This window comes from Pseudoalteromonas obscura, assembly GCF_030135505.1.
GTDB classification, from domain to species: domain Bacteria; phylum Pseudomonadota; class Gammaproteobacteria; order Enterobacterales; family Alteromonadaceae; genus Pseudoalteromonas; species Pseudoalteromonas obscura.
In genome coordinates this window covers 346,558-362,934 of sequence record NZ_JASJUT010000001.1, presented here as the reverse complement: position 1 = coordinate 362,934, position 16,377 = coordinate 346,558, and the positions used below count along the sequence as shown (strand labels likewise).

Genomic DNA, 16,377 nt, shown 5'->3' with positions numbered 1-16,377 from the left:
CTTTTTCTTTTTTCACTTCTCTCATAAGGTGACAGTATGTACCTTGATACATTAAAAGCAACAGGGGACTTTTTAACCATAACTCGTGAAAATGAGTTTGAATTAGCACCAAGCCAATTTACATTGGAAAACGGTACTGAGGTTAAAGTATTAGACACCGGTGTTATCCAATTTACGCCTCAATGTGAAACACAGAAAGATTTTGTGTTTTCAAGTGCAGTCCACGGAAATGAAACAGCACCAATCGAAATTTGCGACGAGTTGATTAAGCAAATTATCCTCGGTGAACTTGAATTAAAGCAGCGAGTTCTCTTTATTTACGGTAATCCAAAGTCAATTAATATTGGTAAACGTTTTGTCGATGAAAATTTAAACCGTTTATTTAACGGTGCGCATGAAAACAAGTGTGATAACCCAGAACAAGTCCGTGCAGCGAACCTAGAAAAGTATGTACGAGAATTTTTCACCAGTGTTGAAGCTGGTCGTTATCGTGCCCATTATGATTTGCATACAGCGATCCGTGGCTCAAAAAATGAAAAGTTTGCAGTTTATCCTTTCTTACATGGCAAGCCTTGGAAAAAGTCACAATTGCAGTTCTTATTGTCTTGTGGTGTCAATACTGTGTTGATGATGAGCTCGGCAGCCACAACATTCAGCTACTTTTCGTCAAAGCAATTTGAAGCTGACGCGTTCACAGTGGAGCTCGGGCAAGTAAAACCGTTTGGGCAAAATAATATGGCGAGTTTTGAAGCAACAAAGCAAACGCTTAGTGCATTAATTAGCCAAAAAAACGTCAAATATAAAGATTTTGATGCAAAAGAATTTGAGCTGTTTACTGTTCACCGAACGATTAATCGGACATGTGAAGATTTTTCATTCCCTTTCCCTGATTCTGCGGTCAACTTCACTGGATTTGCAAAGGGTGAACTGCTTGCAACTGATGGAAATACTGAGATATTTGCAGAGGTAGAAGGCGAAGCAATTATCTTCCCAAATGCTAAAGTGGCGTTAGGGCAGCGTGCATTATTAACCGTAATCCCTATGGAAGTGAACGAAAACTTTGTTTAACCCACTGAAATAAAAGTTTTTTTGTAACCGTATCGAAATCTTTCCAGAATAAAAATGCAAATTATCGGTTATTCATCTAGGATTAGTTGAATAACCGTTTACGTTAACGTAAAGTGGCAAAAGCTTTAATTTAAGTAATTTGCATTTACCGCACTAATTATTCAAAAATCAATCCGCGGGCTTTATGTCAATGCTATTGGCTGCAAGTATTGCAAATTGGCGATGACAACAAGAGAAGGTAGGTTATGACTAACCCCAATAACATATCGTTAAATATAAGCCATGCACTCGAGTTTATCGATGGTCATGCGCTTAACATCCCAACATTGAAAATTTTAAGTGAGCAGGGAGATATCTTGGATGGCGCAACCAAGCCTGAATTAGATAAAGAAACTGCACTTAAAATATATAGCACGATGAGATTTATCCGTTTGTTGGATGAACGTATGCAGGCTGCTCAGCGCCAAGGCCGGATTAGCTTCTACATGCAGTGTTTAGGCGAAGAGGCGGCAATTACAGCCAGTGCTGCTGCGTTAAAACAAGATGATATGATCATGGCTCAGTACCGTGAGCAAGCAGCCCTCCACTACAGAGGCTTTACACTAGGACAGTTTATGAACCAGCTTTTCTCAAATGAAAAGGATTTGGGTAAGGGCCGCCAAATGCCTGTGCATTATGGCTCGAATGAACTGAATTACCTGACTATCTCATCACCTCTAGGCACGCAAATCCCTCAGGCAACGGGATATGCTTATGGTCAAAAGCTTAAGCATATTGATAAGGAGTCTGGTGAACTTAGCTCCGAAATCGACAACGTAACGATTTGCTATTTCGGTGAAGGCGCTGCTTCTGAAGGTGATTTCCACGCAGGCTTGAATATGGCTGCGGTCCACAAAGCGCCAGTAATATTCTTCGCGCGTAACAATGGTTACGCAATCTCGACTCCTGCAGACGAGCAGTTTAAAGGTGATGGCATTGCCGCTCGTGGTGTAGGCTACGGGATTAAAACAATTCGTGTAGACGGTGCTGATACACTGGCTGTTTACGAAGCAACTAAAAAAGCCCGTGAAATTGCAGTTTCGACAGGCGAGCCTGTATTAATTGAGTCAATTGCTTATCGTTTAGGCGCGCACTCTACATCTGATGACCCTTCAGGTTACCGCACAAAAGATGAAGAAGCTGAATTCAAAAACAGCTGTCCTGTGGCGAGGTTTAAAACTTGGTTGTTGAAGCAAGGTTGGTTAGATGAAAGTGAAGACGAAGCAATTAAAGATAAAATTCGTGAAGAGATCCTAGCCGCGCTGAAAGTAGCTGAAAAAGTACAAAAGCCAGCGCTTGAAGAGCTAGTGTCGGACGTCTACGACACGCCAATTCCAGCATTACAAAAACAATACGAAGAACTCAAAGAGCATATCAAGCAATATCCAGATGCCTATCCAGTGACAGCAGGGAGAATTAAATAATGGCTAAAATGAATATGTTACACGCCATTAATTCGGCGCTAGATATTAGTATGGCAGAACACCCTCAAGCATGTATTTTTGGGGAAGATGTGGGTTACTTTGGTGGTGTATTCCGTGCAACGTCTGGACTGCAAGAAAAATATGGCAAGCACCGTGTGTTTAACACACCGTTGACTGAACAAGGTATTCTAGGGTTTGCCAATGGTCTTGCCGCTTTCGGCGCTCCAGCATTAGCTGAAATTCAATTTGCAGACTATATCTTTCCGGCATTTGACCAGATCGTGAATGAATCAGCAAAATTCCGCTACCGTTCAGGTAATGAGTTCGACGTAGGCAATTTAACAATTCGCACCCCTTATGGTGGTGGCATTGCCGGTGGTTTGTATCATTCACAATCACCTGAAGCATATTTTGCGCATACACCAGGCTTGAAATTAGTTGTACCGCGTAACCCGTATCAAGCTAAAGGTTTATTGAGAGCATGTATCAAAGATGACAATCCGGTGATCTTCTTTGAACCGAAGCGTTTGTATCGCGCATCTGTTGGTGAAGTACCAGAAGAAGATTACAGCATTGAAATCGGCAAGGCTGAAGTGGTTAAAGAGGGCTCTGACATTACTGTACTTGCTTGGGGTGCACAAATGGAAATCATTGAGCAGGCTGCCATTAAAGCAGAAGAAGCTGGAATTAGCTGTGAAATCATCGATCTGCGCTCAATTTTACCGTGGGACGCTGAAACTTTAATTCAGTCAGTTACGAAGACAGGCCGATTGGTTATCAGCCACGAAGCTCCAATAACAAATGGCTTCGGTGCAGAAATTGCGGCGACTATTCAAAAAGAGTGTTTCTTACACTTAGAATCACCCATTGAGCGTGTTTGTGGTTTAGATACACCATATCCTTTAGCACTTGAAAAAGAGTATGTGCCCGATGCACTAAAAGTGTTTGAAGCAATTAAAAAGTCAGTGGAATTTTAAGGATAAGTCATGTCTAAAGAGTTTATTTTACCAGATATCGGCGAAGGCATTGTTGAATGTGAAGTTGTCGAGTGGTTAGTGGCAGTCGGCGAAACAGTTAAAGAAGATCAGCCAATCTGTGATGTTATGACTGACAAAGCCTTAGTACAAATTCCAGCGGTCCATGACGGTGTGATCACACAGCTACATTACGAAAAAGGCGACATCGCAAAAGTGCATGAGCCACTATTTGCAATGAATGTAGCAGGTGAGGCGCCACAAGAAGTGACGAACAATGCCGCTGAAGAGAGTGAGCAGGCAGTAAGCCCACAGGGTGACCACCTTGAAGACTTTATATTGCCAGATATTGGTGAAGGGATAGTTGAGTGTGAAATCGTTGAGTGGCTAGTAAGTGAAGGCGAGTCAATCAAAGAAGACCAAGCAGTTTGCGATGTGATGACTGATAAAGCGCTCGTCCAAATTCCTGCGAAGTATGATGGCGTTGTTGAAAAGCTTTACTACCAAAAGGGTGATATTGCTCAAGTACATAGCCCATTATTCCAAGTTCGTTTGGCGGACTCTGTTGGTGCTACATCAACACCTGCTAAATCAGTAGAAGCTGAGCTTGCTATACATAAACCTCAAGCTGTCGAAACACCTGCAGTTCAGACTCCAGTCGTCAATGGTAAAGCGGTCGCTTCTCCAGCGGTTAGACGCCGCGCCCGTGAAATGGATATTGATATTCGATTGGTTCCAGGCAGTGGCAAGAATGGTCGTGTCTATAAAGAAGACCTTGAGAAATTCCTAAAACAAGGTGCTGTGCCAGCTGTAGCGACAACTGAGCCTAAAAGTCCAGTTGCGCCTGTAGCGACGCCAAGTGTTGGTGGCACACGCGTTGAGCCTATTCGAGGCATGAAAGCTGCGATGGCCAAGCAAATGGTTGCATCTGTTTCTACGATTCCGCATTTTACTTACAGCGACGAAATTGATTTAACAGATTTAATCGCACTGAGGTTGTCTTTAAAAGAGCAGTATGCGAAGCAAGGTATTAAGTTGACTATGATGCCTTTCTTTATCAAAGCATTATCATTGGCTATCAAAGAGTTCCCAATTTTGAATTCTCAAGTGAATGATGACTGCACTGAAATCACCTATTTTGATGACCATAACATTGGTATGGCCGTCGACAGTAAGTTAGGTTTGTTGGTACCAAATATTAAAGGGTGCCAAAACAAGTCGATAGTCGATGTTGCCGAGGCGGTAACGAAGCTTACTGATGCGGCTAGAGAAGGGCGTGTATCTCCAGATGACTTAAAAGGTGGCACGATTTCAATATCTAATATTGGTGCTATCGGTGGTACGACTGCTACGCCAATTATTAACAAGCCAGAAGTGGCAATTGTAGCACTCGGTAAACTGCAACATTTACCAAGGTTTGATGCAAATGGTAACGTAGTATCACGCTCTATTATGCAAGTTAGCTGGTCTGGCGATCACCGTGTTATTGATGGCGGTACGATTGCTCGATTCAATAACTTATGGAAGTCATATTTGGAAGAGCCTGCAAAAATGATGATGGCTATGCGCTAGAATTGTTATTGTAAAGGTCCTTTACAAGCCTCAAAAACTCTGATTTTTGAGGCTTTTTTATGCCAGTAGAGCACTTTTTAGAAATGTAATTTGTTTATCTAAATTGATATGTTCCAACCTTATGTAAAAGCCCGTATAATTCACTCCTTAAAATTTTTACCCGTAGCAATTAAAAAGCCATCCGTTTTGGGCTTGAGAAGTCGTAATGAATCAGACAGACGATAGAAAAGAAATACTTGAATTTAATAAGTTGCAGAAAAAACTGCGCAGAAATGTAGGTAACGCAATTAAAGATTATAACATGATCGAAGAGGGTGATGTTGTAATGGCTTGTATTAGTGGTGGTAAAGATTCTTTTGCCATGCTAGATATCTTACTGAATTTGCAAAAAGCTGCGCCCATTAAATTTGAAGTCATCGCCGTAAACTTGGATCAAAAGCAACCAGGCTTTCCCGAGCATATTTTGCCGGAGTACTTCGAAACCTTGGATATTCCTTATTACATCGTCGATAAAGATACCTACTCAGTAGTGCGCGAGAAGGTACCTGAAGGAAAGACAACCTGCGGTCTTTGCTCTCGTTTACGCCGTGGTACCTTGTATTCATTTGCTGAAAAGATCGGGGCTACAAAGTTGGCGCTCGGCCATCACATGGATGATATTGTTGAGACAATGTTTTTAAACATGTTTCACGGCTCTCGATTAAAAGCAATGCCGCCAAAATTAAGGTCGGACGATGGCAGAAACGTCGTTATCAGGCCTTTAACCTATTGCCGAGAAAAAGACCTGATTAAGTATGCGGAACATAAAGATTTCCCAATCATTCCATGTAATCTGTGCGGTTCTCAGGAAAACTTACAGAGACAGAATATCAAGGCGATGCTTATCGAGTGGGATAAAAAAACACCTGGACGCGTTGACAGCATTTTCAAGTCTCTTCAAAACGTAAGCCCAAGCCAACTGGCAGATACCAATTTGTTTGACTTCGAAAACTTACCCATTGACAGAGAAGCTGAGCGCGATGAATATCAATTTAGTGAAGCGACAGTATCATCTACTAATATTGATGAGTCCTTGTTTATCGATGTAACGAATATCTAATCGGTGCCCCCAGATACAGAAAGACTCAGCATCTGGGTCATTCTGCTTTGGGGTTTTTCATCAGCGTACTGAGCTTGATGTTGAGGTAACTCGGCAGCCACTTTAGCATGATCTCTTTAAATGCCTGACTTTTCGCTACGTCGTTTAATATCCGATCAATTTCATTAATTATCTGCTTTCCAGACTCATTATTAGTGCATCCAACATACCCATATGCAATGGGTTGCACATCTTCAATTAGCAACTGAACCATTTCTTTTTGACCAGTTAATTGGTGTAAATAAAAGTGTTCACTTGGATAGCCTATGACGGCATCTACGCGACCTTTGCTTAACATGTGTGTCAAACTCTCCAACGCATCCTGACCGGGTCGAACAACAACTTGCCCTTTTGGCATTGAGTTAATAATTGCATCTAGTTGCTTTCCATATGAACGTTGCATCATCACGCCAAGTACTAGCTTGTGTTGCTCGATAAACTTTTTAAGTTTGATTTGCTCTAAATCCTTATAGCCCAATGCCTCTAATGTTTTTTTCGCCATGACAATTGTTGGGGAGAGGCCTACAGTGGTGTAATGATTACTAAATTGAATGAACTTTTGACGCTGTGGCGTTTTATGTAAAGAAAGCATACAAAATGTATGTCGCTTATCGCTGAGTGCTCTTATTGCACGACTGGCTGGAAAATATACTTTATTGTCACTGTATGCTGGTAAATATTGATGAAGTAAGTCAATGATCAATTCGTCTCTGCCCGTACCTTCATTGGCATCACTAATCATATAATAGGGCGGGAAGTCAGTGATAATCCAGTCTATGCTTTTACTTTCAGCTGCACAGGTCAACATTATTAATAGTAGCAACGCTTTGCGCACATCAAGCCCTCATGTTGTTGTTACTAATAAAGCTTAGCAACAAACTCCCTTGAATTGCCAATTCAAAACAGATTAATTGGTCATTATAGATGTATATTAATTGTAATTTGTTTTACAAATTATATGTATTTGCTACATTTAGATTCGTACACCAGCCTTAAAGCAAGTTAAAGCGGTGGCCAATGAGTTAATACAAGGATTGGTCTTGTTGTTGAGTATTAAAGAGTGTTCTACAAATCATACTTAAGGTAAAATACAAGGTTGGCGAGTTAAGTTAATTTCAATAATAAGAGAAAACTATGAATACGCTTATCGTCAGTGACATATTTGGACAAACGAAATGTTTAGAGAACTTCGTCAATGAGCTAGATGGAAATACCTCAATATGTTCTCCATACCCGTTTAGACAAGGGCATTTGAATAGAGATGAAGAAAGCGCCTATAAGCAATTTATAGGCTCCGTAGGTCATGATAAATATTTTCAAAAAGTGGTTGAGGCTATCTCAGACAAACAGCCAGATCTGATTATTGGCTTTTCAGCAGGTGCTGTTGCTAGCTGGCGTGCTCTTGCGGCAATGCCTATTAAAAGTACCACTAAACTTATCGCATTCTATCCAGGTCAAATTAGAAACTATTTGCAGCTTCATCCCAGATGTGATGTCGATATTTATTTCCCTTACCAAGAAAAGCATTTTGACATTAAACCTGTGATTCACCACTTGTCAGCAATGCCTGGTATACAATGCTATCGAACGCGGTATGAACATGGTTTTATGAACTCATTGTCTGCCCAATTTAATCCGTCTGCTTTACAGCACTTTACAGCGTTGTGTCAGTACAGTATTGAAGAAGCAATTAAGTTGAAATTAGCCAACCGAAGGATAAAAAGTGGACTAGAATTGACTATGTAAAACTTAATGAAAAGGAGTTATGTATGTCAGATCAGCCCCGTATTCCTTATAGACACTTCCCTGGTAACCCAATTGCTAAACCGCCATGCAGAATGCTTAACGCAATGATGTATGGCTTTTTTGTTAAAGGGGAGTTGGAAACTATTCAAAGTTACGTTGACTCCACGCTCAATAGTGTTCGAAGTGAAGCCATCGCGTTTAGGGCATTGTCATCGTACTGCCTCTTAACATTTACAGATATTGAAAATATTGCCTCAAAAGTACCGCCGTTTAGTGATTATGGCTATATGCAAGAGACGGATATTATCGTTTGGTTGCCTATTGCTCAGATCAATAAACAACAAAATAAAATGACTCATTTGTATTGGTACCCCGCATTTATTACAGTGAACAATATCAATGCATTGGTTAATGGTCGTGAAACTTGGGGGTACAACAAGTATTTGTGTAAGTACCAAATGCCAAGTAGCCAAGATAGGGCCGATCATTTTTCATTGAGCCTAGAGACATTTCAACCTTTTGAGCCAAACAAAAAAATGGCGTGGTATGAATTACTGTCAATCAATCGTGTTGCTGATGATGATACATGGTTTGAAGAAGCTATTGAGATTGGCAAAGAAGTGGCTGATTTGATCCACAGTAGTGTGCATGACTTGGGCGTCAGCATCGACTTTTTCAAACAACTGTTCACCGGTTTTACCAATCCACAACTCGCACAAATATTATTTAAACAGTTTCCCGATGGTTATGCTCAAAATAGCGTTTATAGTGCAGTTGTTCACTCTCCATCCACAGTGAAAAAAGTCCACAAGTTGGGTTTTTTGAAAGATGAATATAAGGTTACTTTTAACCAAGTAGACGCTTTCCCCTTACAAGAAATGTTTGGCATAAAGGTGGGTGAGCAATTCGCTAAGCTACCTTACTTTTTATGCATGGACTTTGATCAAGACGGTGCAAAAGAGATCGTCACGGCAGAGCTATAATACATAGTAAGGGAACAAAATGACTAAAGAACATATTGCTATTTTGGGGGGCGGCGTATCTGCAATGACGGCCGCGGTTTATCTAACCGAAAAAGAAAACTGGCAAGACCTTTATGACATCACAGTTTATCAGCTTGGGTGGCGTTTAGGTGGAAAAGGCGCTAGCGGCAGAAACGCACAATTAGGTGAGCGTATTGAAGAGCATGGCTTGCATGTTTGGTTTGGTGCTTATGTTAATTCGTTTCGTGCGATAGAGACTGTTTACAATGAACTGAATCGGCCATCGACAGTACCTATCCATACTTGGCAGCAAGCACTTAAACCCCACAGCTTTGTAGTGTTGCAAGAGTATATTGATAATCAGTGGGAAACGTGGCCAGTTGACTTCCCCCTAATTGATGGGAACCCAGCCGATGGCACACTTGATTTACATTTTTGGCAATTGATTGAACTGGTCGTTGCTTGGCTGCACAAATGGATTGATGAACTGGAAGAAGCTATTGAGGCGTCTAATCGGCAAACTCGGCTACAGACGCGTAAGCAGCGTGACAGAAGTCTACTACAACATTTGGCGGGTGAAATTTCCGATGCTTTTGACAGTGTGGAAGACAAGGTCAAATCATTCTTTGACAGCGCCATTGATGAGGCTCAGGACATTTTGTCCACACCAAAACTGCTTATATCTCAGTTACATGATTTAATGAGTTTAAGAGCAAAAGACAAAAAATTATCAAATTCCAAAGACCGATTAGTCACTTGGTATATTGTTAGAAAGTTAAAACGCTGGCTGAGATCAGAGGCGCTTGAGTTAATTGATGATAACCCCAATGTTCGACGCGCGTATATATGTGCCGATTTGGCAATTGCAATGACAGTAGGGATGATCAGAGATAGAGTACATGCCAAAGGCTTTGGTGTGCTTAATCAATACGATTTTAAGTACTGGTTGGCGCGAAATGGCGCTGACAAAGAATATGCAGTGGAATCTGCTCCGGTTCGAGGTTTTTACGACCTTGTTTTTGGCTATGTAGATGGTGATTTTGAGCGAGGTGATGTTGAGGCCGGTGTCGCATCTTTGGCGATGTTGCGAATTATGCTTTGCTATAAAGGCGGTGTAATGTGGAAAATGCAAGCTGGCATGGGAGACATCATTTTCTCACCAATTTATGAGTTGCTGAGCGAGCGAGGGGTCAAATTTGAGTTCTTTAATCAGGTCGAACACCTCAAGCCAGGACAAGATGAAAACGGAAATTATGTTGTCGATGAAATTTCGATTATTGAGCAAGTAGAGCTTAAAAATGGCGCGTATCAACCTTTTGTTGATGTCAAAGGCCTACCATGCTGGCCGGCAAAACCTAACCTTGATCAAATTGTCGATGAACAGGCAGAGCTCATTCGCGCAAATAACATTAATTTGGAGTCGTTTTGGAGTGACTGGCCAAGTGTATATGAGCAGCACTATCAAAGACCCTTGCCAAGAAAAACACTCAAACGTATGCGTGACTTCGACAAAGTCGTATTTGGTATTTCGGTTGGTTCTTTGGAGCATCTCTGCCCTGAATTATTGTCACTTGATTACGGGTTTGAACAACAAAGCACAAAAGTAAAAACGGTTGCAACGCAAGCGTTTCAAGTGTGGCTAAATAAAACTGACGAGCAGCTTGGGTTTAACTATACACCGCCAAGTGAAGAGCGACCAATACTCAGTGCTTTTTCACAGCCATTTGATACTTGGGCTGCTATGTCAAACTTATTGGCCGTTGAAGAATGGCCCGCGAGTGGTCCATGCAACATAGCATATTTTTGTAGTGCATTTACATGCGATTATTACCCACCTGAAAGTGAGCACACATTTCCAATAGAGCAAACCGCTAAGGTGAAAGCGAATGCAGTGGAAAAGCTTAATAGAGAAATGAAGCCTTTGTGGCCATCAGCTTATGATGCCACTGGTCAATTTATTTGGGACGTTGTTTATGACCCCGGAAGCGCGCCGACAGAGCAAAGGTTTGATTCACAATATTGGCGTGTCAATGTTGATCCAAGTGAACGCTATGTGTTGTCAGTCACCGGTAGCAGTGACTTTCGCTTAGCCACTGATGGCACAATATTTAAAAACCTATTCATAACAGGTGATTGGATCAAAACAGGAGTCAATGCTGGGTGTGTCGAAGCTGCGGTGATGGCTGGTATGCAAACCTCTAGAGCAATTTGTGGACTACCAAACGAAATCAGCGGAGAAAATGGCTTTGAGCCAGATGGTACTTAAGAGATAATATGAGGTAAGTAACAGAAAAGACCTGCAATTTTATTGGAGGTCTTTTCATTTGGGCTATACTGAGTAGTGCAAGGTGAATACTGCAAAAACTAACGAGAACGGACATGTTTAAACTCTCTGTCATATCAATATCTTTAATGCCTGTACTTTTAAGTTCATATACAACACATGCAACCGATGACTCAATGGAAGTCATTGAGGTATATGCCCAAAAACGTAAACAAAATATCGAGGATGTGAGTGTCTCGATCTCCACTATCAGTGCTGAGCGAATTACACAACAAGGGATCAAAGATGCCACAGAGCTTGGTCATTATGTAGCAAATCTGAAGATCAGCCAAAATGCAGCTGAAGGTACGCCACCAGCAATCAATATCCGAGGTATTGGCCTACTGGACTACAACACAGCAAATACCTCGCCAGTTGCTATGTATGTTGACGGTTTATCTGTTGGTTCTGCAAACAATCAAATTGCAAACTTGTTTGATATTGAACAAGTGGAAGTGCTAAAGGGGCCACAAGGTACTTTGTTTGGCCGAAATAGTACAGGAGGGGCACTACTGGTAAGATCAAAACGCCCTGACGATGGCAATTATGGCTATGTGAAAGTCGGAGCAGGGACAGATGATTGGCGTAGAGCCCAAGGTGCCTATAATGCGACTATTAATGACGAAAGCGCTGTCCGATTTGCCTTTAATCACACGGATTACGAATACACAAGTTACAACTTGTTAGAATCTTCCCCTGAAGCGGGTCTAACGCAAAGCGATCTCAGAGTCAGTTACCTTGGTGAATGGGATAACTGGAGCGCATATATTAAAGGTTATTACGGGCATTGGGATGGTATAGTGCAACCCGTTGGAAATATCGGTATATACAAAGACCCCAATCCTGTAAATCCGATAAAGTGTTCACCAAAAGAAGCTGGAAGTGCAGGGTGTGTTGACAGTTTTGGTTTTAATGATGGCAGCGAAGATTTTTGGGCTGTCAGTGTAAACAACAATTCTCCGCACCTAAGTATATATAAAGGGTGGGGACTTGAGCTCCAGTGGGAAGTGCAGCAAGACGCTTACTTGACCTATTTAAATGGCTTTAATCGACTAGACAGAGACCACGCGTTTAATTGCGATGGTAGTCCAGCGCGTTTATGTGAAGGGGAGCTCGGGCTGAAAAGTGAACTGGTTACAAATGAGCTAAGATATCAAAGCCAGCTAGGCCAAAACCACTGGACATTGGGCATATTCCAACTTGAGGAGCGGATCTATCAAAATAACCACAATGATATTTTGCGAGATTTGAGAGGTGTCTTAGCACCGACCTTAACGACGACATTTTTTTATGACAATGAAATAATATCTAAGTCACTTGCGCTATTTTCTCAGTACGAATGGCGACTCGATAAGAAGCACATGTTCACTATAGGTGCACGATTTTCTGATGAATCCGTAGAGTATGACTCTGTTTCTAGATTAAACTTCATCACTACCCCTGGTGAATTGGATGGCACTATTATTCCGTTTTATACGGTTAAAGGTGAAGTTGAAGATGATGGGATATCAGGAAAGCTTGCATGGAATTACACACCCAAAGACAACTTGTTGATATATTACTCACTTGCTAATGGCACTAAAAGCGGCGGATATAATGGAGGTTTGCTCTCGTCTGCCGAACAGGCAAGGTTAGCTGATTATGGCCCTGAAGAGACTCTAGCGCATGAAGTTGGCTTTAAATTAAATGAAGACGGACTATTTTTCCTCTCTGGTGCGATGTTTTATTATGACTACAAAGACCAGCAAGTGTTTATGAACCAAGCGTCTTCTACGCCAAATGCGCCTCCTTTACAGCTGCTAGAAAATGTAGGTGAGTCAACAATTTATGGAGCAGAGTTAGAGCTCGAATATGTATTTATTGATAACTTAACAACACGTCTGGCAATTGGCTATATTCCAGAAGCAAACTTTGAAGAATTTACAGATCCATTAGGTAATAAATTGACGGACAACCGCCTTCCCTTTACCTCCGAGTGGAATATTGGTGCTGAACTGGCGTATTCATATCCTATAAATAGCGGAGAGTTAAATACGGTGATTGGTGTAGACTATCAATCTGAGTATTACTTTGACCAAAACCAAAATCCTTACGCAATGCAACCAAGTTACGCGCTGTGGAGAGCAAATGTTACGTATCAATATCAAAGCTGGCAATTTGGTCTTTGGGGCAAGAACTTGTTTGATAAAGAATATAGCCACTTAAAATTTGATTTAAGCTCATTTTTAGGAATGCTGGAAGACTTTAAAGGAGAGGGGCAAAGAGTTGGTATCGATGTTACATATAACTTTTAGAGTATTGTTAGCTCATCTTAATGGGTTGTCAGGCCGATAATGTATCGAATTAGATTAATACTTAGTTTTATAGTTTTGTTGATATCGTACTCTGTGAGTGCTCAGCAGTATGTCTATGATGGCATAGAAACGGGGGTTAATTTGCACGACAGGGGCTTGGTCCTTGCCGCAAAAGATGATACTCGTTTCCCCGATTCATTTGAAAATGTAGCAAGCTGGGCTAGTGGGCTTGAAGCGCAACGTGATCGTGCACTATTTTCAGGACGCTATTGGCTTGTCACTAAAATAAAGAATATATCCAACTACGAGCAGCTCGTACTTTATCCGTATAATACAGTATTATCCAATATAGAAACTCGGATCTATTCTAAAAACGATGTAAAGCGTTATTACTCTGGTGGCATGGTACAAAATGAATTTGCGTTTCATTACGGAAATACTATCGAGCTGTTGCCAAATCAAGACTATTACATCGTCACTTTGTTCGAAAGCGACTATTTCTATACTCCGATTAAGCTAGAATTGGTACCTGTTAAAGACTTTAAAGAGCAAGTTGTGATTGATAATTTAATCATGATGATATGCTTTAGCGTTGGTATCGTATTGGGTCTATACAATTTACTTATCTACATCGGCTCAAAAGATTTAACTCACCTATATTATGCGATTTTTGCGGCGACCATGGTGTTTGCATGGAGTCATTTCTTTCATATTTCGGACCAATTATTTGGTTTTTATTCCGCTCACTTACATTGGCTTGGCTTTACATTATCGCCAATAAGCAATGCGTTGTTTTATAATTGTCTGTTGAAACTCAAAGAAAAACACCCAAACCTTTCTTCTGCGTCAATTTGGGTTGGTGTTATCGCAGCTATAGGAACACCATTTAGTATTCTGTTCCCTGGTTTTGGCTTTTTATGGGCGACCATGTCCACGGGGGTCGCATTGTGCCTAGGCGTTTATATCGGGATTTTGCGCATCTCAGAAGGGTTTAAGCCTGCCAGATATTTCATCCTAGCCTATGTATGTATGGCAGTGCCAAATATGATTGGCAATTTTACCAATCTCGGCTTGTTACCACCAATTGCTGTCAATTTGTATTTACTCGGACTCATTGGTGTCGCATTAGATGCAATGTTTTTAGCATTTGCTGTAGCGGATAAGGTCCGCTTGACCAGCGAAGAAAATATTGAGCTGAATAAAAACCTAGAAGCGAAAGTGCTTAAGCGCACTTATGAATTGGAGCAGCTTGCTTCGGAATTGCGTGACGCCAGTGAAGCTAAAAGTCGATTCTTGGCAAATATGAGCCATGAAATTAGAACACCAATGACCTCTATTATAGGTTATGCCGATGGCATCATATTGGGCGACATTAAGCCGCACGAAAGAAATCATGCCATCACTGTTATTTTGCAAAACTCACGACATGTGCTGGGGCTGATAAACGACATTTTAGATATGTCTAAGATTGAGGCTAATCGCCTTGAAGTAGAGCTTATTGAAGCAAACTTGTTTCAATCAATAGCTCATGTTGAGTCTCTACTCGGTAAACAAATACGTGATAAAGGGCTCGAGTTTGAGCTCAATTATCAATTTCCTCTGCCCGATTATGTTGTGATTGACCCGACTAGATTAAGGCAAATATTACTTAATTTAACCTCGAATGCATTGAAGTTTACATCGGTAGGAAAAATTTCAATTGAAGTTAGTTGTAAAGATGAAAGGCTTTACATCAGTGTTAAAGACACTGGAATTGGTATGACGTCAGAAGAGCAAAAAGAATTGTTTAGCGCGTTCTATCAAGCTGACTCCTCAACAACCCGTAAATATGGAGGCACTGGACTTGGGCTAAATATCTCTAAAAGTTTGGCACAAAAACTTGATGGTGATATTGAGGTTGAAAGTGAAGTTGGCTCAGGTACGTCATTTACATTGTCGTTGAGCCTGTTTACTACAGAGCGCACTAAATGGGTAACTTCCTTTGAAGATATCCATCATCAAGGTGATGTTTATGTACAGTCCAATCATGAGCTAGATTCCGAAGAGTTAAAAGGAGAGGTACTATTAGCAGAGGATCACAGTGATAACTGTCGACTTATTACTCGTATATTAGAAAGAATGGGCTTGAATGTTACCGCAGTAGAAAATGGTCAGTTGGCGGTCCAAGCTGTTTTAGACAACGAGTTTGATTTAATTCTAATGGATATTCAAATGCCAGTTATGGATGGCGAACAAGCATTCAACTTTATTCAAGCCACAGGTTGCACAGCCCCTGTCATTGCGCTCACAGCAAATACTATGAGTCATGAAGTTGAGCGCTATATAAAATTAGGCTTTACAGATCATTTAGCAAAACCCATAGACAGGGCCCAATTTGCGAAGAAGATTTCTCATTATCTCAATATTATTGTTGATGATGAGCTTAGCCTACCTGATGAAGAATTTAAGCAGCTTAAAATGCAGTATATAGACGGGTTGCACGAACAGCTTGTGCAGCTACAGAATCAGCTCAAATACAAGGACTATGAAGGGCTAGCACGTTCCATTCATGCATTAAAGGGCACATCTGCGATGTTTGATTGCCATGAAATATATCAAACAGTGTCACAAATTGATTTATTACTGAAGCAAGAAAACTGGCAAGATGTTGAGAAAGTGCTCGCTCGTTTATTTGACCTTATAAATAAAGTTATTGATGAGTCTGATTGCGGACAGGCTGTATAATTGAAGCCGCTACAACTTGAAAAATAAGCATTTGTTCATCACAGTCTCCTAATTTTATAATTACTTTAAAAACAGTTACAACGGATTAAGGT

The 16,377-nt window shown here is 41.0% G+C and carries 11 protein-coding genes; 10 read left to right on the top strand and 1 reads right to left on the bottom strand.

The features are described 5' to 3' along the window. Positions 1–36: 36 nt before the first annotated feature. The 5 genes from astE to ttcA all read left to right on the top strand — a co-directional run bounded on the left by astE (position 37) and on the right by ttcA (position 6,176). A complete protein-coding gene (astE, locus tag QNM18_RS01600) occupies positions 37–1,068 on the top strand; it encodes a succinylglutamate desuccinylase (protein WP_284136113.1) in 1,032 nt (343 codons plus the stop codon). 245 nt (positions 1,069–1,313) lie between these two features. Further along, complete coding sequence (locus QNM18_RS01595; protein WP_284136112.1) at positions 1,314–2,531, top strand: thiamine pyrophosphate-dependent dehydrogenase E1 component subunit alpha; 1,218 nt, start codon at positions 1,314–1,316, stop codon at positions 2,529–2,531. Next, positions 2,531–3,508 (top strand): alpha-ketoacid dehydrogenase subunit beta, encoded by a 978-nt coding sequence (locus tag QNM18_RS01590; RefSeq protein ID WP_284136111.1) that lies wholly within the window; start codon positions 2,531–2,533, stop codon positions 3,506–3,508. The genes QNM18_RS01595 and QNM18_RS01590 overlap by 1 nt, the downstream gene beginning before the upstream one ends. A 9-nt stretch (positions 3,509–3,517) precedes the next feature. Further along, positions 3,518–5,077 carry a dihydrolipoyllysine-residue acetyltransferase gene (locus tag QNM18_RS01585; protein WP_284136110.1) on the top strand — a complete coding sequence of 520 codons (1,560 nt, stop codon included), beginning with the start codon at positions 3,518–3,520 and terminating at the stop codon, positions 5,075–5,077. 205 nt (positions 5,078–5,282) lie between these two features. Next, complete coding sequence (gene ttcA / locus QNM18_RS01580; protein WP_211013141.1) at positions 5,283–6,176, top strand: tRNA 2-thiocytidine(32) synthetase TtcA; 894 nt, start codon at positions 5,283–5,285, stop codon at positions 6,174–6,176. Positions 6,177–6,213: 37 nt separating this feature from the next. On the opposite strand, the gene QNM18_RS01575 is transcribed toward ttcA, so the two are convergent. Further along, a complete protein-coding gene (locus tag QNM18_RS01575; protein WP_211013142.1) occupies positions 6,214–7,050 on the bottom strand; it encodes a TIGR02285 family protein in 837 nt (278 codons plus the stop codon). Between the two features lie 299 nt (positions 7,051–7,349). On the opposite strand from QNM18_RS01575, the gene QNM18_RS01570 reads away from it, so the two are divergent. From QNM18_RS01570 to QNM18_RS01550, 5 genes are all read left to right on the top strand, one after another. After that, the gene (locus QNM18_RS01570) at positions 7,350–7,961 is read left to right on the top strand and encodes a hypothetical protein (RefSeq protein ID WP_211013143.1); all 612 of its coding nucleotides are present in this window, start codon (positions 7,350–7,352) and stop codon (positions 7,959–7,961) included. Between the two features lie 23 nt (positions 7,962–7,984). Next, positions 7,985–8,944, top strand: coding sequence for an acetoacetate decarboxylase (locus QNM18_RS01565; RefSeq protein WP_284136109.1), 960 nt, complete (start codon positions 7,985–7,987; stop codon positions 8,942–8,944). Positions 8,945–8,963: 19 nt separating this feature from the next. Beyond that, positions 8,964–11,210 (top strand): NAD(P)-binding protein, encoded by a 2,247-nt coding sequence (locus QNM18_RS01560; protein ID WP_284136108.1) that lies wholly within the window; start codon positions 8,964–8,966, stop codon positions 11,208–11,210. Positions 11,211–11,323: 113 nt separating this feature from the next. Beyond that, positions 11,324–13,561 (top strand): TonB-dependent receptor, encoded by a 2,238-nt coding sequence (locus QNM18_RS01555; RefSeq protein WP_284136107.1) that lies wholly within the window; start codon positions 11,324–11,326, stop codon positions 13,559–13,561. 39 nt (positions 13,562–13,600) lie between these two features. Further along, the gene (locus tag QNM18_RS01550) at positions 13,601–16,285 is read left to right on the top strand and encodes an ATP-binding protein (RefSeq protein ID WP_417714760.1); all 2,685 of its coding nucleotides are present in this window, start codon (positions 13,601–13,603) and stop codon (positions 16,283–16,285) included. Positions 16,286–16,377: the final 92 nt, after the last annotated feature.

Bases quoted from the DNA above. Each gene is read 5' to 3' on its own strand.
- astE (WP_284136113.1), top strand. From the start codon at position 37: ATGTACCTTGATACATTAAAAGCAACAGGGGACTTTTTAACCATAACT.
- ttcA (WP_211013141.1), top strand. From the start codon at position 5,283: ATGAATCAGACAGACGATAGAAAAGAAATACTTGAATTTAATAAGTTG.
- QNM18_RS01560 (WP_284136108.1), top strand. From the start codon at position 8,964: ATGACTAAAGAACATATTGCTATTTTGGGGGGCGGCGTATCTGCAATG.
- QNM18_RS01570 (WP_211013143.1), top strand. From the start codon at position 7,350: ATGAATACGCTTATCGTCAGTGACATATTTGGACAAACGAAATGTTTA.
- QNM18_RS01550 (WP_417714760.1), top strand. From the start codon at position 13,601: ATGTATCGAATTAGATTAATACTTAGTTTTATAGTTTTGTTGATATCG.
- QNM18_RS01555 (WP_284136107.1), top strand. From the start codon at position 11,324: ATGTTTAAACTCTCTGTCATATCAATATCTTTAATGCCTGTACTTTTA.
- QNM18_RS01585 (WP_284136110.1), top strand. From the start codon at position 3,518: ATGTCTAAAGAGTTTATTTTACCAGATATCGGCGAAGGCATTGTTGAA.
- QNM18_RS01590 (WP_284136111.1), top strand. From the start codon at position 2,531: ATGGCTAAAATGAATATGTTACACGCCATTAATTCGGCGCTAGATATT.
- QNM18_RS01565 (WP_284136109.1), top strand. From the start codon at position 7,985: ATGTCAGATCAGCCCCGTATTCCTTATAGACACTTCCCTGGTAACCCA.
- QNM18_RS01595 (WP_284136112.1), top strand. From the start codon at position 1,314: ATGACTAACCCCAATAACATATCGTTAAATATAAGCCATGCACTCGAG.